The sequence below is a fragment of the Streptomyces sp. NPDC060002 genome, assembly GCF_042737245.1.
In the GTDB taxonomy this organism is placed as follows: domain Bacteria; phylum Actinomycetota; class Actinomycetes; order Streptomycetales; family Streptomycetaceae; genus Streptomyces.
The window spans coordinates 74,090-92,906 of the sequence record NZ_JBHWUW010000017.1 but is presented as its reverse complement, the minus strand read 5'-3'; the positions used below and the strand labels follow the sequence as shown (position 1 = coordinate 92,906).

Below are 18,817 nucleotides of genomic sequence, written 5' to 3'. Positions count from 1 at the left end.
TGGCCCGAACGGACTATGCGTAAGCGGCAGATCACCCGGGGGAGTGAGCCCGCGACATATGCGACTTTCCCGGCAACCGGGACAGTTCAGTTGAGTCACAACGGACGCCGGGTGACACACAAGGCGGATTCGGACACGTCCCCACCAAAAAAGTTGGGGAACCTCCGGAACGATTCGGGGTCGCCGGACGTATTGATACGTAGTCCTGCTGCTGTGACAGTTGAGAGCAGCTTAGGCCAAGGCATTGACGCGTGTCCGGCGAATGAGAACGTAGGCTGCCCTCATGCCAAAGAAGCGCTCGGGCGGTGGTCTGTCGCCAACGCAGCAGGCCGCCAAGTTCCTCGGTGTCAGTGTGCTCGCGGGAGCCGTGCTGGCCGGTATCGCCCTGCCCGCGTTCGGCGCGCTGGGCCTCGCCGCCAAGGGGTCGGTGGAGTCGTTCGACGAACTCCCGGCCAACCTCAAGACGCCCCCGCTGAGCCAGCGCACCACGATCCTCGACGCCGACGGCGGCCAGATCGCCACGGTCTACTCGCGGGACCGCACCGTGGTCGACCTCAAGAGCATCTCGCCGTACATGCAGAAGGCGATCGTCGCGATCGAGGACTCGCGCTTCTACGAGCACGGGGCGATCGACCTGAAAGGCGTCCTGCGCGCGCTCAACAAGAACGTGCAGAGCAGCGGGGTCTCCCAGGGCGCCTCGACGCTCACCCAGCAGTACGTGAAGAACGTCTTCGTGGAGGAGGCCGGCGACGACCCGACGAAGGTCGCGCAGGCCACCCAGCAGACCATCGGCCGCAAGATCAACGAGCTGAAGTACGCGATCCAGGTGGAGGAGGAACTCGGCAAGAAGAAGATCCTCGAGAACTACCTGAACATCACGTTCTTCGGCGAGCAGGCCTACGGCGTCGAGGCCGCCTCCCAGCGCTACTTCTCCAAGCACGCCAAGGACCTCGCCCTCCCCCAGGCTGCGCTGCTGGCCGGCATCGTCCAGTCCCCTACCATGTACGACCCGGTGCAGCATCCGGCCACGGCCACCAAGCGCCGTAACGTCGTGCTTCAGCGCATGGCCCAACTCGGCGACATCTCCACCACCGAGGCCGCCACGGCGCAGCGAGCCCCGCTGGGGCTGAAGGTCAAGGAGCCGAAGAACGGCTGCATCACCGCCGTGAAGGGCGCCAGCTTCTTCTGCAAGTACGTGGAGCGCGTCTTCCTCAGCGACCCGGTCTTCGGCAAGACCAAGGAAGTGCGGGCGAAGCTCTGGAACCAGGGCGGCCTGACGATCCGGACGACGCTCGAACCGCAGTCCCAGAAGTCCGTCCAGGACTCGCTCAAGGACCACGTCTACAAGTCCGACAAGGTCGCCGCGGCCGCCACGCTCGTCGAGCCCGGCACCGGCAAGATCCTCGGCATGGGCCAGTCGAAGCCGTACGGCTACGGCAAGAACGAGACCGAGTACAACTACTCGGTCAACTCCTCCATGGGCGGCTCGAACTACGGCTTCCCGACCGGTTCGACCTTCAAGCCGTTCGTGGCCGCGGCCGCGCTGGAGGAGGGCCGCCCGGCGAACCAGAGCTACCCGGCGCCGTACGAGATGCCGTACCCGGCCACGGTCCAGACGTGCAGCAGCAAGCCGTGGACCAACCAGGGCAACGACAAGCTGGAGAACGAGAGCGAGTCCGAGAAGGGCCCGTACCAGCTGAAGAAGGCCATGGAGCTGTCGGTCAACACCTACTTCGTGCAGATGCTCGCCGACATCGGCATGTGCCCCGTGGTGAAGATGACCGACAAGCTGGGCGTGGTCCAGGGCAACGGCGACAAGGTCCCCGAGGTGCCCTCGTCGATGACCCTCGGCTCCACCGGCCTCTCCCCCCTGACGATGGCGACCGCTTACGCGGCCTTCGCCAGCCGGGGCATGTACTGCACCCCGGTCGCGATCGAGTCGATCACCCAGACCGTGGGCGGCACGAAGAAGTCGCTGGAGGTGCCGAAGTCGACCTGCTCGCGCGCGATGAGCGAGAAGACCGCGGACACCGTCAACACGCTGCTGAGCGGTGTGACCGACTCCGGTACCGGCAAGCAGGCCGGTCTGTCCGGCCGCGCCAACGCCGGTAAGACGGGTACGACGGACTCCCGCAAGAACGCCTGGTTCGTCGGCTACACCCCGAACCTCGCGGGCGCCGTCTGGGTCGGCAGCGCCACCCAGAAGGTCGAGATGACCAACATCACCATCGGTGGCGTCTACCACTCCCAGGTCTACGGCGGTGACACCCCGGGCCCGATCTGGCGCGACGCCATGACCGGCGCGCTCGAGGGCAAGGAAGCCCCGTCCTTCAACCTCGTCAACATCCCGAACCCGCCCGACAAGGACCGCGGCGACGAGGACGACGGTGACAACGGGGACAACAACGGCGACACCGCGGGCGACGAGGACGACGGCTTCCTCACCGGTCTGCTCACCAACGGCACGACGACCGGCGGCAACTCGACCGGCGGCACCGACGGAGGCACCTTCTTCCAGGGCCAGAGCAACGGGAACGGCAACGGCGGCGGACGCGGCTGAGACCGCTCCGACGACGGTCGGCCGGTCGGTCTTCCGGCCGGCCGACGGCCGTGAACATGGCGAACGGCCCCTGCTTCTCGTACGGGAACTCTTCTCGTACGGAGAGGCAGGGGCCGTTCGTCGTGCGGGGCCGGTGGCGCTCGGCGGAGGCTGATGCTCCGCGGCTCTACGTGGCCGTCGCGTGGCCGGGGTCAGCCCGCGAGCAGCTTCTTGACGACCGCGGCGACGCGACCACCCTCGGCCAGGCCGGCCACCTTCGGGTTCACGATCTTCATGACGGCGCCCATCGCCCGCGGCCCCTCGGCACCGGCCGCCTTCGCCTCCGCGACGGCCTGGGCGACGATGTCGTTCAGCTCCTCCTCGCCGAGCTGCCTGGGCAGGTACGTGGCGAGCAGCTCGCCCTCCGCCTTCTCCCGCTCGGCCGACTCGGCCCGGCCACCCTGCGCGAAGGCGTCCGCGGCCTCACGGCGCTTCTTCGCCTCCTTGGTGATCACCTTGAGCACCTCGTCGTCGGAGAGCTCGCGCTTCTCCTTGCCCGCGACCTCCTCCTTGGTGATCGCGGTGAGCGTGAGCCGGAGCGTCGAGGAGCGGAGCTCGTCGCGCCCCTTGATCGCGGCGTTGAGGTCTTCCTGAAGCTTCGACTTGAGCGTGGTCATGGGTTTGATTGTCGCAGGTGTCGGTGGCCGCACGCCCGCCGATTTAAGGGGCGGCAGGGCAAGGGCGGTTGGCGGCGTCTGACACGATGGACGTATGCGCGCGCGATACGCAGTACCTCTGTCCATTGCGGCGGCCGGCGCCGCCGGTCTGGTGTACTCGGCGGGTTTCGAAGCCCGCTCCTTCCGCCTGCGACGGGTGACGGTGCCCGTCCTCCCCGCCGGGATGCGCCCCCTGCGCGTGTTGCAGGTCTCCGACATCCACATGGTCGGCGGCCAGCGCAAGAAACAGCGCTGGCTGCGTTCCCTCGCCGGTCTGCGTCCCGACTTCGTGATCAACACCGGCGACAACCTGTCCGACCCCGACGGTGTGCCCGAGGTCCTGGACGCCCTCGGCCCGCTGATGGAGTTCCCGGGCGCGTACGTCTTCGGCTCGAACGACTACTACGGCCCGACGCTGCGCAACCCCGCCCGCTATCTCTTCGAGAAGGCCCAGGGACGCCACGGCCTGAACGGCAACGCGCCCGCCGTCGACGTGGTCCACAACCCATGGGAGGACCTGCGCGACGGCTTCGACACCGCGGGCTGGCTGAACCTGACGAACACCCGGGGCGTGCTGAAGGTCGAGGGCGCGTCGGTCGAGCTGACGGGCCTGGACGACCCGCACATCAAGCGCGACCGTTACGCGCGGGTGGCCGGCGGCCCGTCGGCGTCGTCCGACTTCTCGATGGGCGTGGTGCACGCGCCGTACCTGCGGGCCCTGGACGCCTACACGGCGGACGGCTACCCCCTGATCCTGGCCGGCCACACCCACGGCGGCCAGCTCTGCATCCCCTTCTACGGCGCCCTGGTCACCAACTGCGACCTGGACACGGAGCGGGTGAAGGGCCTGTCGACGCACACGGTGGAGGGACACACGTCCTACCTGCACGTGTCGGCGGGATGCGGAACGGGCCGCTACACGCCGGTGCGGTTCGCGTGCCCGCCTGAGGTGACGTTGCTGACGTTGGTCGAGAAGGAGTAGGGCGAGGAGCCCGAAGAGGTGGGGACGGGGTAGGCGGGGACGGGGTAGGCGGGGACGGGGTAGGCGGGAAGGGGCAGGAGGGAAGGAGCGGGGGGCGAAACGGGACGGAGACAGCGGCGGGTCGCAGGTAGCGGGGGCGACGGCGATTCCCTCGAACGGCCCTCCCGAATAGCCCCTTTTGACATGCTTGCCTAGCGTGAAGGTATGACCGCGCCGATACCCAGGGACATCCCGGATCTGCCCGCGATCCCGCGGACCCACGCGCTATTGCTCTCCTCCGTCCCCGCCTCGGCGGTGGTGACCCCCGCACGGCGTCCACTCGCCGCCGTCCTGCGTCTGCTGCTGGCCGGAACGGCGGCCGCGGGCGTGACGCTCGCCCTGTTGCTCGGCAGCCCCTTGCGGGTCCTGAGCCACTTCGCGATCCAGAGCAACATCCTGCTGGCCCTGGTCGCGCTGCTGTCCGCCCGCCGCGCGTGGACGGCCCGCCGACCCCTCCCCGCCGCCCTGACGGGCGCCGCACTGCTCTACGTCACGATCACCGGACTGGTCTACCACCTGCTCCTGGCGGACGCGGCGACCCCCTTCTCGGTGACCGGCACCGCGACCGCCCCCACGGGCTGGCACCTCGCCGCCGGACAACTCATCCACACGGTGACACCCACAGCCGCCGTCCTGGACTGGCTGCTGCTGACACCCCCGGGCCGGCTCCGCCTGCGCCGGGCCGTCACCTGGATGATCTACCCCGTGGCCTACCTGGCGCTCTCCCTCACCCGTGCCCAGCTGATCCCTGTCGGCACCCCGGGCCGCTACCTCTACCCCTTCTTCGACGTCGAGGCCCACGGCTACAAACACGCCCTCGCCAACGCCCTCCTCCTCGGCCTCTCCTTCTACGCCCTCGCGGTCCTCCTCGTAGCCCTCGACCACGTCCGCCCGAACCCGATCAGCCGCCGCCTCAAAACCGGATTTCGTCTCGGGCCACCGGTGGGCTAAAGTAAACGACGTCGCCGCGACAAGCAGGACAAGCAGCGACATCGGGGTGTAGCGCAGCTTGGCAGCGCGCTTCGTTCGGGACGAAGAGGTCGTGGGTTCAAATCCCGCCACCCCGACAGCTAAATAGCAGATCAGAGGGCCCTTACCGAGTCGGTAAGGGCCCTCTGGCGTTGCTGCGTGTCTAACTGCGTGACTATCGATTCCTGAGTGCTCGACTGCGTGACTACGACAGCTACGGCCGCCGCGGATCGGTGCCGAAGATACCGTCCATGGCGACCGCGCCAGTCTGGATGACGGGCCGGATCTGCTTCCGGTAGACCTCCTCCGTCACAGCCGTCCCAGAGTGCCCGACGAGCCGCGAAATCACTTCCAGCGGGACGCCCCGGTCCGAGAGCAGAGACACGAAGCTGTGCCGGAGCTCCCGCGGCGTCCACTCGTCGGCGTCGATCCCGTCGACGTCCTTGAGCGCCTGCCGGAAGGCGCGGCGGACGTTGGCGGCGTCGAGCGGCTTGCCGACGGCCGAGGAGAAGACGAGCCCGTGTTCCTCCCACTTCTCGTCGGCGGCGAGCCGATCCCAGCCCTGATCTTCGAATTGCTGCCACAGGGCACCGACGCAGCGCGCCGGCAGAGCAAGCGTGCGCCGGGACTTCCGGGTCTTGGTGTCCCCGCTCTTTCGGACCGAGCGCCACACGGCGATATGCGATTGCGGCCGCGGGCGATGAAGGAAGCAACCTGCACGGGGCCGATGCGGCGGACGTTACGGAAGCGCGAGTTCACGGTGTTCGTCCCCTCTCAGAGGTGGGCGGCGACGGAGGCCGTCATGGACGGGGGTAGGCCGAGCCGGGCGCGGACGGCGTCGGGGTCGGCGGCGAGACCGGTGGTGGCGCGGTGTTCCTCGGCCAGGGCCTGGGCGCGGTCGACGAGGGCGGGCGGGAGGGTGACGGCCAGGGCAGGCGTCGGGGCAGGGACGGCCGCGATTGGTTCGGGGATTGCGGCCAGCTCCGAATCCGAGTCCGGGCCGGTGACCAGGGCCGGAAGCGCGTCGTGTTGGGGCGTGTCGACCGCAGCCGGGACGTGGGCCGGTTCGGTGTCCGTCTCGGGTGTAGCCGTGGCCGTCGGTGCGTCCGGTGTGCGTGGCGTGTGGGCGAGCAGGGTCCCGCCGAAGAAGGCGACGGCGGGCCAGCCGGCCACCACGACGCGGAGCGACGCGGGAACGTCGTCCAGGTCGAGGAGCCCGGCAGTGGCGATGTTGGCCCCGAGGGATGCGGCCAGGGCGATCAGGAACCACAGCCGCGGTCCCCCGGCCTGCTGCCCGGCACGCTGCTGTTCGCGCATCCGGCGCCAGGCCGCGACGAGCAGCAGGTCGACGGAGACGGGATAGGCCCATGCCTTCCAGCCGCCCTGTCCGGCCGCGTCGGCGAGGTCGTGAAGGTGCGAGAAGGACAGGGCACCCGCGATGACGGCTTGGACGATCACGGCGTCCACACGGGCCAACTGGGCGCGCATCGGCTCGGGTTCCTTCCTGTTCGAGGCGTGGGAGGGGTAGGGACGCGGCGCGAGGCGGTCACGCCGGCCGTGGGGAGGGTGGTGCGGCTACTCGGTCACCGGGCGGGCGGCGGGCACGCCGGCCGGGGTGAGCGCCTTGGAGGACTCGATGGCGACGGTAGGCCGGAAGGAGTCGAGGCGGGGCAGTTCCGGCACCAGGGCGGCCGTGTCGCGGCAGATGGCCGCCGCCTCGTCGAGGGACAGGTGCGGTGAGCGGGCGCGGGACCAGCCGCCGGAGGAGTCGCCGACGATCGCGACGCCGGGACGTTCGGCCGGAATGGAGGTGGCGGCGAGAGCCGCTTCCGGCGAGATGTCGGCGAGCGCCATGTTCGCCGAGGACTCGTCATTGACCCGGTGGCAGATGCGGCCGGTGAGCTGGGCGCGGAGCATGGTCGCACCCTTGCCGAGTTCGGAGCCGAAGCGCTGCCCGCACACTTCGAGGTAGATGCCGGCCGCGCGGCCGAGCTGGGCGATCCGGATCAGTTTCGTGACCATGGCGTCGCGTCGCTTCTCGTCGTCGCGGCTCGCGGCGAGGAAGAGTTCCGCGACCTCGTCGACGACGACCACGACCGGCACCGGCCTCACCGCGTCAGGCAGCCCCCACACGTCCGAGGTGAGCACGGGGTCCGGGCCCGCAGCGGCCGAGAGACCGATAAGACGGAACCGTGCCTCCATCTCTTCCAGCAGGACGTCAAGGAGTTCGTTCGCCCGGTCCGGAGTGTCGGCGAGGGCGGACAACCGGGTTGCGAACGCGATCTCCTCCAGCCGCTGATCCGCGCTGCGCCAGTCATCCCGCTAGCGCGCCAACCGCCTCCCAGCGGAACTCCGCCGATCGCCGTTCGGTCCCTTCCATCACGTGGATGTCCCCACATCGCCCCCAACGATGGTGTCCCAACCGGCCACTTCGTCCATGGCATCAGACCCGTCGATCCCCAGGTAGGGCGGGACTTGGCCAGGGTCCCGCGGACCAGCCAGGTGCTGAAACAGCCAGGGGTATCACTTCCCGTGACGCCCACACTCAGATACGTGACCAGTCGTAGCGCTGAGTCACAGACGCTCCGCAAGTACCGGTTCGGGGCAGGTCACGGGGCTGGCAAGATTGGCCCTTGCGTCGTGTGCCCTGTCGTCCGTGCTCTCTGCAGTGCGGCTTCTGACCGCGTATCAAATCAGCAACCTCCGGCTGCCCGCTCCAGACGACACCAGTCGCCTGAAGGCCGCTTGCGATCCAGGTCCGATCACAGGTCGTCATCCGGGACACGGGCAGCCGGCGCACGGGGCGGCCACGCCAGCATGGATTCCACGGTCGTGCACGAGAACACGGTGCAGCGAAGGGTGAAGCCCATGGCCAAGCTCACGGAGGAGCAGAAGCGGCAACGAGCCGACAAACGTGCTCTGCGCTCGGCCCTCGATGCCGAAGCGGACGACCGTCGTCGCCGCGAGCGGGATGAACGGTGGAAGCGAGAAGGTACGTGCCTCAGCTGGGCGGAGTACGTGGCCGGTGAGCCCTGTCGCGGTTGCGGTCAGCCCATGCAGGATGAGCTGGGGGACTGGTATCCCCTCATGAGATTGTCCGAGTCGGAGAAGCGCGAGTACAAGGAAGCCACCCAGAGGTTCCGCGAGCGGCACGCCGACTGCCGGGATGCTCGGTGGTCCGTCAGCGGTTCTCGGGTGACGCACTGCTGCTTTTATTGCCCGCCACCGCCGATGGGGCCGAAGCAGATAGAGAAGCTCGCCAGCCTGTTCGCATCCTGGCCTTCACGGGAGGAGAGCAAGAAAGACCTCGATACTTGGGACCTCACTCTCCGTTGCGACCATGTGGTGCCCCACCGTCAGCATCGCGAGCACAGCCGCGTTTCCACCCGCGTCGTCGACTGCCCGGAATGCGGAGAGCGTCGCGGAGTAGTGAGCAGTGAGCGGGTAGGGCCCGCGTATCACGATGACGGAACCATCCGTGAGCGCACGGTTGCTGATCGAGAGCGGCTCGCCCGGGAACTGGCAGCCGCCGAGGCGAAGCTGACCCGTCAGCAGAAGAGCGCGGCGGCAACCCAACGGCGCATCGCCGAGCTCCAGGGTGAGCTCGGCAGCGAGTCTTGATGAGACGAAGCGCAGTCGGCGGCGCCGCGTCATTTCCCAGCATCGCTTCCCATGGGGTGCCGGCCGGGAGCCCTCGTGTGTCGAGGTGTCAGGACTCAGCGGCCGAATCACGCCCCGGCCAATGCTTCGGCGGAGTGACGGCCGGGTCCGTGATCTGGAGTCGCTTCTGCCGGGTCGGGTCGATCGACGTCAGGGCGACGAGACGCTGGCCGTCGGCTGTTTCGAGTTCGGACAGGGCGTGGGGAAGGGCCGCGCAGACGGTGGCGATCGCCGTGCCCAGGCCCACCAGGCCACCGTGCTTGTTGTTCTGGCGGTACTCGATGCGATGCAGGCCCGACTGTGCGATGGCCGCCACTTCGAGTGGCCGGCTGAGCTGCTTGGTGTCGTTGGTGATGACGACCTCGAAGCCGTCGGCCTTGGCTTTGGCGTACAGCTCGATGTCCTTCGTGCCCGTCCAGCCCTTGAGTTCGTGGACGTGGACGACCTCATGTGCCTTCAGCAGGATCCGCACGATCTCAGTCATGGGGCGGGGCACATTCTCGTCGAGCAACAGCTTCAAGCGACGACCTGCCGGGGCTCGCTGCTGCCATAGCTGTCGACGTACTCGCTGAAGTCGGCGGCGTCGCGCGCGGCCTCGGCCGTCACGCCTGGGTAGAACTCACCGATCTGGTCCGGTGGGACGCCGTCCCTCACGAGGGCTGCGACATCTGACGCAGGGATCCTTGTGCCTTGGATGACCGGTTCGCCGCCTCGGACCGACTCGTCGACCGCGACATGCTCACGGGGGGTGAGCAGAGCGGGAATGCTTCGACCGTCCTTGTAGAAGGGCGCGAGAACATCCACCATCTGGTGGATGACCACGTTGCCCCCCTTGATCAGGTCCACGGCGTGGTCGGGCTCGGCCAGGTAGATGGTGTCCGGGCCCGCGACGAGTTTGTACGAGGACAGGTGCTTCCACTCGCCGAGGTCTTCCCGGAGCGTGTTCAGCGCACGGCGGATCTTCTGCAACGAAGCCTCTTCGCGCAGCTGCACACAGATGCGGAGCGCGACAACATCGCGGAACGAGTAGAGGATCGGCCTCTCGCTGGAGATCTCGGGCACGAGCACGGCGCCCTTGGGCCCGGCGGCTCGGCGCCAGTGGGACAGCTGGCGCAGTGTCGCGCCGGAAAGAGCCGCGGCGAGTTTCGGTTCGTACGACACCGCGCGCGCCTCCTTCCGCCCCTGCCGATACGGGCCTGAACGTACCCCATTCTCCTGCAAGCCACTCGGCGCAGAAGCCGAAGGGCCCATTCAGGGGCCTGCCACAGGTCCGTGGCATTTCCGCCACTCACCGGCGGCACCCGGCTGCGCCGCGTAACCTCACGGACATGGAGGCATCAGCATCCGGCGCAGGTCAGGACGTCGGCGAGGGAGCGCGACGGCGGCTGGACGCGTACACGTACCTCAGCGCGCCCGAGCGACTGGAGCACCTCGCGATCATGCGGGTCTTCTGCGGAACGCTGCTGGCGGACCTTGCCGTCCCGGACATCATGGCGAAGCTACGCCAGAGCGGTGGTTCCGCCGCAGGGCTCGACGGCGACACTCTCACGGTCCGGCTGGAACAGCTGGTGACCTGGGGAAACCTGCTGCGCAGCAGCCACACTGTGAAGGCGTCCAGCATCAGCGAGTACCAGCGTTCTCGCTCGCGCTACCAGCTGTCGAAACTGGGCGAACGCATCCAGCGGGACGCGGATGGGGTCCTGTCCGAGGCCGACGCCGCCCGCGAGGTGAGCAACGAACTGCTGGCCCTGGTCGAGCGCGGGCTGCGGGAGCTGGCCGGCCTCGTGACCGCGCCGGGGGGCATCGAGCCGCAGGACGGACTGGAGCGGATCAGCACGCTGTTCGTGCAGTTCACCGAGTTCGCGGACTCCATACGTGACTTCTACGCCTACCTCGGCCAGGTGCTGTCCCGCTACGACCTGGACAGCGCCGAGTACCAGGGCTTCAAGGAACTGCTCCTGGACTACGTCGAGGCGATCACGGAGGACGTGGCGTTCCGCTCGCCCCGGATCTCGGCCGCACTGGACACGCTGTGGCCGCACATCCCGGCTCTGCTGGATCGGTTGGACGCCCACGCCCAGGGGCTCACCGGGCTGTCGGCGCAGGGCGAAGGACGCCTGGAGGTCAGGGTCCAGCGCAGCCGGGGCCGCGAGCTCGGGGACTGGGAGGGCCTGCGCGGCTGGTTCAGGGACACCGACGGTCAGGGCAGTCAGGTCGATCAGCTGCGGGACGCCACGCTGCGCGCGTTGCAGTCGCTGCTCGCCAACGCCAAGCGGATGCTGCGGTCGGCCACCGGGGAGATGTCCCGGCGTAAGGATCTGCTGCGGCTGGCCCGCTGGTTCGAGGAAGCGGCGCCGCAGGACGCGCACGACATCGCCGTCGCCGCTTTCGGTCTGTACGGCGCCCGCCATCTGGGCATACCCCCGGCCACCGACGAGGTGGTGCCCGCCTACACGAGCTGGTGGACCGGTCCGGTGGTCGAGGTGCCGGTGGCCCTGCGGGAGAGGGGCAGCCGTGCCCAGCGGGGCCGGGCCTCCGCGGTGGAGGACCACTCCGCGCAGAAGGAGCGGCTCCGGGAGGCCGCCCGCCAGCGGGCGGCGGCCCGGACAGCGGCGGCGGACGAACTGCGCAGCGCGTCGGGTCGGTTCGCCGAGGTGCGCCTCACATCGGCGGCGCTCGGGCTGCTCTTGGAACTGCTGGCCACGGCACTCGGAAACGCTCAGCTCAGGAGACTCGCCGATAGGAGCGGGGAGGGGACTGCGGGCTTCGACCTCGACTCGGCGCGCAGCGAGGACGCCGAACTGGGCATCCGGCTCACCGTGCGACGGACGGCGGGCACGCGGACGGTGCTGGACTCGGCCGACGGTGACCTGCTGCTGGACGACCTGGAGCTGGACATCAGCCGTATCGCCGCCGCGGTCGACGGTGAAGGCGTTGTCGACCGCGAGGCTGAGGTGAGCGTGTCATGACCCTTCCCTCGACTCACGACGTAGCCTTGGCCGCCGAACGCCGTTCCGCCGCCCGGCTGTTGCTCGCCCACCCTCTGGTCGCATCGGACGGCCCTCACGCCGACCTCTTCCCGCTGATCCGCAGGCATGCCGACTGGCTGGGCAAACGGTTCCAGCAGGTGCTCGGCTACCGCCTGCTGGTCGACAGCTCCTTCGCCCGGCTGTTCAAGGCGGGGCTGGGGGCAGGATCGGGTCACCGGCTGGAGCGCTCCACCGGCACCCCCTTCACCCCGCACACGTACGCTTGCCTCGCGCTCGCCCTGTCCGTGCTGGTGACCGCGCCCGAGCAGATGCTGCTTTCGCACCTGGTCGCCGACATCAGGGCCGCTGCCGCCGACGCGGGGATCGAGCTGGAGGAGACGGGCCGGGCTGCCGGAAAGCGGACCCTGGTAGCGGCACTGCGCCGGCTCGTCGAGTGGGGCGTCCTCGTCGAGACCGAGGGCCAGGTGGCTGCGATCGCGCAGGAGGCGGGCGGGGAAGCCCTGATCACGGTGGACCGGGAGCTGGCACGCGTGATCGTCGCCGGCCCGCTCGCGCAGGCCCGGGACGGCGCGGACCTGGTCCGACGGGCAGCGGACCCAGGGTTCAGCGGGCCGCGCACCTATGTGCGCCGGATGCTCGTCGAGACACCTGTCGTCCACCTCGACGAGCTGACCGACGCCGAGCGCGACTGGCTGCGCACCCGGCAGCGCCGCGAAGCCCAGGCTTTCTCGGAACTCCTCGGTCTGGAGATGGAGATCCGCGCCGAGGGCGTGGCCCTGGTGGACCCCGAGGAGGAGCTGACGGATCTGCACCTGCCGGGCACCGGGACCGTCGCACAGGCCGCGCTGCTGTTGGTGGAACGGCTCGTGGAACGGCTTCGGCCGCAGGAACCGGGGCATCCGGCGACCGGCGGAACGCTCGTCATCGGGGTGGCTGTCCCGGACGGCCTGGTGGACGAGGTGCTCGCCGAGCTCATCGCCGAGTACGGGCAGCGCAGCAACTGGCAGCGCGGCTACCTGGAGGACCTTCCCTCGCTGCGGGAGGCCGTGCTGGACCTGCTGGTCCGCATGCGGCTGATGGCCCGCGCCGGGCGGCTGCGCGCCGAGGGAGAAGGGCTGCCGGAGGGGTACGTCGAGGAGGCGCCGGAAGGACGCACGGTGACCGATGTCCATGGCGCACGGCCCGACGGCGAGGGCTGGGTGCTGCTGGCCGCGGCGGCGCGCTACGCCACCCTCGTGACCGTGCGCTCGGCAGCCAAGGCTCGCCAAGGAACCGATGTGCAAGAGGAGTTGCCGCTATGACCACCGACGCGCGTGGCCTCGTTCCGCTGCCGCGTTCCGGCGCTGCGACAACCACCGGCCCCGCGACGACCACCGGCACCCGCTTCCGACTGCACCGGGCAGGCATCCAGAACGTCTGGCAGTACGACGCTCAGGAGTTCGCCTTCGGTGACGGACGGCTGCTCCTGCGCGGCAAGAACGGCGCGGGCAAGTCCAAGGCCCTGGAGATGCTGCTCCCGTATCTTCTGGACGGCGACTCCCGGGCGCTGGACGCGACCGGCACCGGCCGCACCACGCTCCCCTGGCTGATGCTGGACGGGTTCGAGCAGACCAATCGTCTCGGGTACCTGTGGGTGGAGTTCCGGGGCACGGCCGAAGACGGCGGCCACCGCTTCCTGACGCTCGGTGTCGCCATCCGCGCGTCGAAGTCGACGCAGAAGGCGCTGCCGACGTTCTTCGTCACTCCGCTACGGATCGGTGAGGATCTGCACCTGGTCGAGGGCGGAAAGCCGCTGCCGGTCGACCGGCTCAAGGAGATCGTCGGCTCCGACAACACGACCGAGCGTGCCGTCATGCACCGCTCCCGGGTGGCCCGGGACCTGTTCGGCGTCACCGACGCGACGCGCTACCGCAATCTCACCCAGCTCCTCCACCGGCTGCGGCGCCCCACAGTCGGGGACCGCATCGAGCACGGGGGCCTGGCCTCCCTGCTCAGCGAAACCCTGCCGGGGCTCGACGAGGACGTGGTCGAGAAGGTGGCGCGCAACCTCCACGACCTCGACGCCGTACGGGACGAACTCGGCCGCCTGGAACGCACCGACACGGCACTGCGCACGTTCCTCACCAGTTACCGCGGCTACCTGGCCGGAGTCCTGCGTACCTCCGCGCAGCGAGTCAGCCACGAGCTGGGCGTCCTCGCGCAGCGGCGCCGGGCGGCCGGAGACGCCGCCCAGCGGACGAGCGACCTGCGGACGCAGGAGGAGGAGTCGGAGGGCCGGCTGGAGACCCTGCGCGAGGAAGAACAGGCAGCCCGGACCGACCTGGCCGCCTTGCACGCCAGTCACGCCTACCGCAGCCTGCGCGAACTGTCGGAACGCCGCGGCACGGTGGAGGCGATGCGCAGCGCCGCCGTGGCTGCCTTCACCACCCTGCGCAACGCGCACGACGCGGAGGAGAGCACGGCGGAGCGGCTGGCCGAAGGGGTCGAACACCTGGGGAGTCGGCTGGCCGAGCTGGGAACCGAACACCGGGAGCTGCTGACGCAGGCGGAGAAAGCCGGGCTCCCCACCGGTCATCTCGGCGAGGCGGTGGCTCTGTCACGCACCGTCCTGTCTCAGTCCACCGAGACGGAGTTGGCGACTCCAGACGGGGGGACGCGCACCGTACGGCACCGGTCGGCGGCCCGCGTGGACACGGTCACCACGCAGGAAGGACTGCGGTCCTGGCAGAACCAGCTGGAGGACGCCGAGACGGTCGCGAAGAACCGGGCCCGGATCGTCCAGGAAGTGACCCGCCTCATCTCGCGGGCGGACGCGGCCCGCGCTGGGGCGGCTCAAGCCGATGCCGAACGAGAACGGCTGGAGGGCGAGGCGGAAGAGGCCGCCGGCCGTCTAGACGTCAGCCGCCAGAAGGTCGCCGAGGAGAGCGGCACCTATGCCCGCAGCGTCGCTGAGTGGGCGGCGCACACGCGGACCGCGTTGGGGCCCGACTGCCCGTCGCTGGATGCCGTCCATTCCACGGTCGGCCACGAGACCTCCGCCGACGCGCCGTTCGCGGACCGCACTCTGTCACCCGACATCGACAGCCAGGCGTGGAGAACCGCTCAGGCCGCACTCGAACCGTACGGCGAGGAACTCATCGGACTCCGGGACGCACTGGCGCTCAGCGTCGGCCGACTCGATGAGGATCTCGACCGCCTGACGGAGCAGAAGCGGGACTGGGAGCAACGTACCGACCCTGAGCCGTCGGCCCCGCACCATCGCATCGCCGAGAGGGCGCCGGGCAGTGGAGCCCCCTTCTACCGGCTCGTGGACTTCGCGGACGACCTGGCACCGGTCGACCGGGCCGGTCTCGAAGGGGCGCTGGAAGCGAGCGGAATCCTGGACGCGTGGGTAAGCGCGGACGGCGTCCTTCTCGACCCCGGTACCCGGGACACCCTCCTCCAGCCCGGTCCCGTACTGTCCGACGGACCGACTCTCGCTTCGGCCCTGCGCCCGGCCCCTCAACCGGGGTGCGGTGTGACGTCCGAGCGCGTGGAGGGCCTGCTGGCCGCTATCGCACTCACACCGGCAGCGCAGGCCGCCACACACAACGCGGTGTATTACGACGGCAGTTGGCGTCTGGGCGTGCTCAGTGGCCGTCACGACAAGGGCGACACCGAGTACGTGGGGGCCGCCGTACGCGCCGAGACCCGGCGGCGCATCCTCGCCGAGCTGGAGGAGCGGATCACGCAGACGGAACAGCGGCTGGCCGACGTCCGCGAGGAGCTCGCCGTAACCGATGCCATGCGTCGGGCTCTCACACTCGCGGAACGGGACTTCCCCCGGGCGCAAAATCTCGCGAACGCATGGAGCAGGACCGAATCAGCCGAGAGGACCCTGCGTGACCTGACCGCCAAGGCGACCCGGGCGGCACGGCAGGCCGAGGAGGCCCGCGCTCTCGCGGTGTCGGCGCGTGCCGAGGCGGACGCCACCGCGACCGCCCACGACCTGCCCGGCGACCCTGACGCCTTGGACCGCGTACGCACCGCACTGGCTGCCCTGCTCAGCGGTGTGGGACATCTGCGCAGGGCAGTCGGCGGCACGGGCGAGCGGCTCGGCGCGAATCACACGGATGCCGAACGGTACGAGCGTGCCCGTGAGGATCGCCTGGCCGCGGAGGAGAGCTACCGGGTCCATCTCACCGGGTTGCGCACCGCGGAGCAGGACCTGCGGACCCGCGAGGAGGCCATCGGATCGTCCGAGGAGGAAATCCTCACCCGCGAGCAAGAGACCAAGCAGCGCATTGCGAACGCCGTCCGCGCCCTGCCTGGGGCACAACGAGCCCGCGACGACCTCCACGACCTGCGCGTGCGCGCGGAAGAGGACGAGAAGCGTCTGCGCGGGACCCTGGCGGACCAGGAGACGGAGGTCATCGACACCGGCAGCGCTCTTCGCGGTGCTCTCGGCCGACCGGAGGTGGTGCTCGGCGCCGGCCTTGATCGGTCCTCGCTGCCCGAGTACGTGTCGGACGATCCCTGCGTGGACGTCCGCAGCCGTCTGCGCGCGCTACGGGCTCTCGCCGAGGCCGTGGAGCAGGCACTGGGCCGTCCGAAGGGCGAGGTGTCGGACAGCACCCTGCTCAACCGGCACACCGATCTGCGCGACCAACTGGCCGGCGGATTCGACGCACAGCTGGAGGAACGCGACGGGATCAAGGTCTGCCGACTGGTCGACGACCACGGGTCCCATGACGTCGCGGCCGTCGGCGAGCGGATCGCGGGCCAGGCCGCGGAGGCCCGAGGACGGCTCACCGAACGCGAACGCGAAGTGTTCCAGCGGTTCCTGACCGGCGAGCTCGGTGACCATCTCTCGACACAGGTCATCACCGCGGCGAACCTGGTCGCGGCTCTCAACGACACCCTGCGGACCGTGCGCACCTCCCACGGTCTTGGCGTCGAGCTGCTGTGGAAGCTGGACGAAGACGTGGACGCGGACGTCCGGGCAGCCGTGGACCTGCTGCGCAGTCCGTCGAGCCTCCGAACGCGCGAGGAGACCGAGCAGCTCCGCGAAGTCCTGCAACGCCGGATCGAGGATGCCCGACGCGCCGATCCTTCAGCCGGTTACGCCGCCCATCTGCGAACCGCGCTGGACTACCGCGACTGGTTCCGCTTCCACGCCTTCGTCGTCGAGGACGCGGCTCCGGGCCGCCGTAGGAAGCTGACCGGCCGGACCGGGCTCAGCCAGGGCGAACAACGGGTGCTCTCCTACCTCGTACTCTTCGCCGCAGCCGCCGCCCACTTCACCAGCCTCGCCGAGTCGGCTCCGCACGCGCCACGGCTGATCCTCCTGGACGACGCCTTCGCCAAGGTCGACGAACCCACCCACGGTCGGCTGGGCCGTATCCTCGTCGACCTCGATCTCGACTTCGTCCTCACCAGCGAGCGTCTCATGGGCAACTGGCCCGAGGTTCCGTCCCTGCACATCTACGAGTGCCTCCGCGATCCCCATGTCCGAGGCGTGGCCACCCTGCACTACACCTGGAACGGCCGCCACCGGCGTCTGGTGTCCGTGTGAGCGCACTGCCCGCCGCGACGCGCGAATGGCTGACGGGCCCCGGGCTCACCCGACTCTGGGAGAGCGTACGCAAACGACTGGAGAGCAACGGCGTACAGGCCACCGGCTCCCTCCGGCTCACCGCGATGAACCCCCAGGAACGCAACGACCTGTCCCTCCTGCTGGGCAAACCTCTCACCGGTGCCGCCGTGACCGTACGGCTCGACGTACTCGACGCACGACTTCGTGCCTCGGCCGCCGGACTCGGGCTGAGACAGACCCTGGAGGAAATCGGCCAGCCCCTCGCCAACCGCCGTGCCGCCCGGGCGGACGCGACGGCGCGGCGGGAGCAGGTGTGGTCGTCTCTCGCTTCGTCACTGGACGCCTCCCCACTCGCCGGCCAGGAATGGCCCCGGCAGTGGTACGACCTGTTGCGCCGGGCCGGCGTTCCGCGAGGAGTGACGTCCGAAGCGGCGGTGTGGACACTCCAGCAGGCGGTCCAGGTCCTCACCACCCTCCTCGGACCCGAGCGGGGCTGTGCACGCGGCCGAGGTGAACTCGCCGCCATGGCGACCGGCTCCGCGCACGGCCTGGACGACGGCACTTGGCTCGCGCGCCTCGTCCAACGGGGTGTCGCCCTCGCCCATGGCACCGAGTTCCCCGACAACGCGGCCGGTCGACGCGCTCTGTGGCGGCTGGTGTCCGTCACGCCGGACGAGGTCTCCAGCACAGTGCTGACCTACGGGATGCGCCCCGATGGCGAGGGCTGGCAGGAGCGTGCCCTACGGGAGCGGGCCGACCATCACGCCGAATCCCACCTCACACCACGTGACCTGCACACCCTGCGGCTGCAACTCCCCACCGGAACACTCATCCACATTTGTGAGAACCCACGTGTAGTCGAAGCAGCGGCCGACGCAGCCTGCGTCAGGCCCCTCGTGTGCACGTCCGGCAGCGCCGCCACAGTGGTTTTCACGCTTCTCGACGCCCTCGCCGCCACGGGCTGCCGCTTCGCGTACCACGGCGACTTCGACTGGCCGGGGATCGCGTTGGCCAACCGGGTCATCCGCCGCTACGGAGCTCGGCCCTGGCGCATGGGCACCGCGGACTACGAGCACTTGGCCGCTCGCAGCCAGGCTGAGGGCATCCCTCAACTGGCGCTCGATGGCCAGCCGGTCAGCGCGGACTGGGACCCAGATCTCTCCCCTGCCATGATTGCCCTCGGCGTCGCGCTTCACGAGGAAGCAACCCTCGACCTCTTGGTGGCCGATCTGTCACGCCAGACGTAGAGACATTGGCGCCGTGCTGAACTCCGGGAGCCAATCTGCTCCGCAAGCCCCCTCCAGACCCGTATGTCCTTAACCGCTCGCGCTGTCAGTCCCTTTCGGC

12 protein-coding genes, 1 tRNA gene and 3 pseudogenes are annotated in these 18,817 nt (G+C 69.5%); 9 read left to right on the top strand and 7 right to left on the bottom strand.

The features are described from left to right. The first annotated feature begins 283 nt into the window (after positions 1 to 283). Positions 284 to 2,560 carry a transglycosylase domain-containing protein gene (locus ACFWBD_RS17690; RefSeq protein ID WP_385667494.1) on the top strand — a complete coding sequence of 759 codons (2,277 nt, stop codon included), beginning with the start codon at positions 284 to 286 and terminating at the stop codon, positions 2,558 to 2,560. 191 nt (positions 2,561 to 2,751) lie between these two features. On the opposite strand, the gene ACFWBD_RS17685 is transcribed toward ACFWBD_RS17690, so the two are convergent. Then, on the bottom strand, positions 2,752 to 3,216 hold the full coding sequence (locus ACFWBD_RS17685) for a GatB/YqeY domain-containing protein (protein WP_385667493.1): 465 nt from the start codon (positions 3,214 to 3,216) through the stop codon (positions 2,752 to 2,754). 94 nt (positions 3,217 to 3,310) lie between these two features. Between ACFWBD_RS17685 and ACFWBD_RS17680 the strand changes: the two genes are divergently transcribed. From ACFWBD_RS17680 to ACFWBD_RS17670, 3 genes are all read left to right on the top strand, one after another. Continuing rightward, entirely contained in the window at positions 3,311 to 4,237 is a 927-nt protein-coding gene (locus ACFWBD_RS17680) for a metallophosphoesterase (protein ID WP_385667492.1), read from the top strand. Between the two features lie 204 nt (positions 4,238 to 4,441). Further along, a complete protein-coding gene (locus ACFWBD_RS17675; protein ID WP_385667491.1) occupies positions 4,442 to 5,227 on the top strand; it encodes a Pr6Pr family membrane protein in 786 nt (261 codons plus the stop codon). Positions 5,228 to 5,269: 42 nt separating this feature from the next. Beyond that, positions 5,270 to 5,343: transfer RNA gene (locus ACFWBD_RS17670), tRNA-Pro, on the top strand. A 116-nt stretch (positions 5,344 to 5,459) separates the two neighbouring features. On the opposite strand, the pseudogene ACFWBD_RS17665 reads toward ACFWBD_RS17670, so the two are convergent. The 4 genes and pseudogenes from ACFWBD_RS17665 to ACFWBD_RS17650 form a co-directional block, all read right to left on the bottom strand. Then, positions 5,460 to 5,942 (bottom strand): annotated as a pseudogene (locus ACFWBD_RS17665) (tyrosine-type recombinase/integrase); the annotation flags it as partial. Further along, a pseudogene (locus ACFWBD_RS17660) lies at positions 5,909 to 6,004 on the bottom strand (Mobile element transfer); the annotation flags it as partial. The pseudogenes ACFWBD_RS17665 and ACFWBD_RS17660, both read right to left, overlap by 34 nt. A gap of 15 nt (positions 6,005 to 6,019) precedes the next feature. Beyond that, on the bottom strand, positions 6,020 to 6,733 hold the full coding sequence (locus ACFWBD_RS17655; RefSeq protein WP_385667490.1) for a DUF2637 domain-containing protein: 714 nt from the start codon (positions 6,731 to 6,733) through the stop codon (positions 6,020 to 6,022). Between the two features lie 87 nt (positions 6,734 to 6,820). After that, positions 6,821 to 7,537: pseudogene (locus tag ACFWBD_RS17650) on the bottom strand (FtsK/SpoIIIE domain-containing protein); the annotation flags it as partial. A gap of 576 nt (positions 7,538 to 8,113) precedes the next feature. Between ACFWBD_RS17650 and ACFWBD_RS17645 the strand changes: the two are divergent. Continuing rightward, positions 8,114 to 8,866, top strand: coding sequence for a hypothetical protein (locus ACFWBD_RS17645; RefSeq protein WP_385667489.1), 753 nt, complete (start codon positions 8,114 to 8,116; stop codon positions 8,864 to 8,866). A gap of 88 nt (positions 8,867 to 8,954) precedes the next feature. On the opposite strand, the gene ACFWBD_RS17640 is transcribed toward ACFWBD_RS17645, so the two are convergent. Then, on the bottom strand, positions 8,955 to 9,416 hold the full coding sequence (locus tag ACFWBD_RS17640) for a hypothetical protein (RefSeq protein ID WP_385667535.1): 462 nt from the start codon (positions 9,414 to 9,416) through the stop codon (positions 8,955 to 8,957). Positions 9,417 to 9,421: 5 nt separating this feature from the next. Continuing rightward, the gene (locus tag ACFWBD_RS17635) at positions 9,422 to 10,066 is read right to left on the bottom strand and encodes a DUF433 domain-containing protein (protein ID WP_385667488.1); all 645 of its coding nucleotides are present in this window, start codon (positions 10,064 to 10,066) and stop codon (positions 9,422 to 9,424) included. A 167-nt stretch (positions 10,067 to 10,233) separates the two neighbouring features. On the opposite strand from ACFWBD_RS17635, the gene ACFWBD_RS17630 reads away from it, so the two are divergent. From ACFWBD_RS17630 to ACFWBD_RS17615, 4 genes are read left to right on the top strand one after another with little or no spacing between them, the layout of a single operon-like run. Continuing rightward, positions 10,234 to 11,874, top strand: coding sequence for a TIGR02677 family protein (locus tag ACFWBD_RS17630; protein WP_385667487.1), 1,641 nt, complete (start codon positions 10,234 to 10,236; stop codon positions 11,872 to 11,874). Further along, on the top strand, positions 11,871 to 13,196 hold the full coding sequence (locus ACFWBD_RS17625; protein ID WP_385667486.1) for a TIGR02678 family protein: 1,326 nt from the start codon (positions 11,871 to 11,873) through the stop codon (positions 13,194 to 13,196). Before ACFWBD_RS17630 ends, ACFWBD_RS17625 begins: the two co-directional genes overlap by 4 nt. Further along, the gene (locus tag ACFWBD_RS17620) at positions 13,193 to 17,449 is read left to right on the top strand and encodes a TIGR02680 family protein (protein ID WP_385667485.1); all 4,257 of its coding nucleotides are present in this window, start codon (positions 13,193 to 13,195) and stop codon (positions 17,447 to 17,449) included. The genes ACFWBD_RS17625 and ACFWBD_RS17620 overlap by 4 nt, the downstream gene beginning before the upstream one ends. Continuing rightward, complete coding sequence (locus ACFWBD_RS17615; protein ID WP_385667484.1) at positions 17,446 to 18,717, top strand: TIGR02679 family protein; 1,272 nt, start codon at positions 17,446 to 17,448, stop codon at positions 18,715 to 18,717. The genes ACFWBD_RS17620 and ACFWBD_RS17615 overlap by 4 nt, the downstream gene beginning before the upstream one ends. Positions 18,718 to 18,817: the final 100 nt, after the last annotated feature.

Excerpts from the sequence above, each read along its gene's own strand:
- ACFWBD_RS17690 (WP_385667494.1), top strand. The coding sequence starts at position 284 with ATGCCAAAGAAGCGCTCGGGCGGTGGTCTGTCGCCAACGCAGCAGGCC.
- ACFWBD_RS17625 (WP_385667486.1), top strand. The coding sequence starts at position 11,871 with ATGACCCTTCCCTCGACTCACGACGTAGCCTTGGCCGCCGAACGCCGT.
- ACFWBD_RS17620 (WP_385667485.1), top strand. The coding sequence starts at position 13,193 with ATGACCACCGACGCGCGTGGCCTCGTTCCGCTGCCGCGTTCCGGCGCT.
- ACFWBD_RS17675 (WP_385667491.1), top strand. The coding sequence starts at position 4,442 with ATGACCGCGCCGATACCCAGGGACATCCCGGATCTGCCCGCGATCCCG.
- ACFWBD_RS17655 (WP_385667490.1), bottom strand. The coding sequence starts at position 6,733 with ATGCGCGCCCAGTTGGCCCGTGTGGACGCCGTGATCGTCCAAGCCGTC.
- ACFWBD_RS17645 (WP_385667489.1), top strand. The coding sequence starts at position 8,114 with ATGGCCAAGCTCACGGAGGAGCAGAAGCGGCAACGAGCCGACAAACGT.
- ACFWBD_RS17630 (WP_385667487.1), top strand. The coding sequence starts at position 10,234 with ATGGAGGCATCAGCATCCGGCGCAGGTCAGGACGTCGGCGAGGGAGCG.
- ACFWBD_RS17685 (WP_385667493.1), bottom strand. The coding sequence starts at position 3,216 with ATGACCACGCTCAAGTCGAAGCTTCAGGAAGACCTCAACGCCGCGATC.
- ACFWBD_RS17680 (WP_385667492.1), top strand. The coding sequence starts at position 3,311 with ATGCGCGCGCGATACGCAGTACCTCTGTCCATTGCGGCGGCCGGCGCC.